Annotated in this window: 1 protein-coding gene; it reads left to right on the top strand. The window is 44.7% G+C overall.

The features are described 5' to 3' along the window. On the top strand, nt 1-521 hold a 521-nt coding region (locus tag N799_RS15580), incomplete at its 5' end, for a hypothetical protein (protein ID WP_203225065.1). Between the last annotated feature and the right edge of the window lie 68 nt (nt 522-589).

Below are 589 nucleotides of genomic sequence, written 5' to 3' on the forward strand. Positions count from 1 at the left end.
AGCCCCAAAAGGGTTTACAAATATCCCCCTTGGCTTACCTTGAATGTATGGAAAGTAAATGTCATGAACAACTAAATCAAGGAAAAGTCCCAATGAGCATATACGCACTGTCTTTCAAAAGAGCATATGAATTTGCTAGTTACGGTCGCAGGGGCTTATGGGTTGAGGAAATAAATGAACAAGATGATCAAGTAAATGAAACGAGTGTCGAGCTAACTGTGCATTTCAATGGAGACGAAGATACAGAATGGCATGAAAGAGACTTCTGGGTAGTCGCTTACTGCAACAAGACCGGTTTAAGAAGTTCTGAAACTCCAATTGTTCAAACGAACTATTATGCAAATAGTGATACATATGATCTTGCAATCGCTTATCGCACTGCTTGGCGAGACTTGCGCAGATTAGTGAAAGATGCCGATGGAACGGCGGCGCGAACAATGGCAAAGGTGGAAAGGCGACGGATAGATCGCGCGACGATTATCGCTGCAAACAAGAATTCAAGACCCATTAATCGCCTCTAATAAAGTGCTGGCCTGCGCATCCGTTCCTGGCTCAAATGCAACAGCGTTTGATGGGCCGTTGGCCCCGT

The organism is Lysobacter arseniciresistens ZS79 (genome assembly GCF_000768335.1).
Classification (GTDB): Bacteria; Pseudomonadota; Gammaproteobacteria; order Xanthomonadales; family Xanthomonadaceae; genus Novilysobacter; species Novilysobacter arseniciresistens.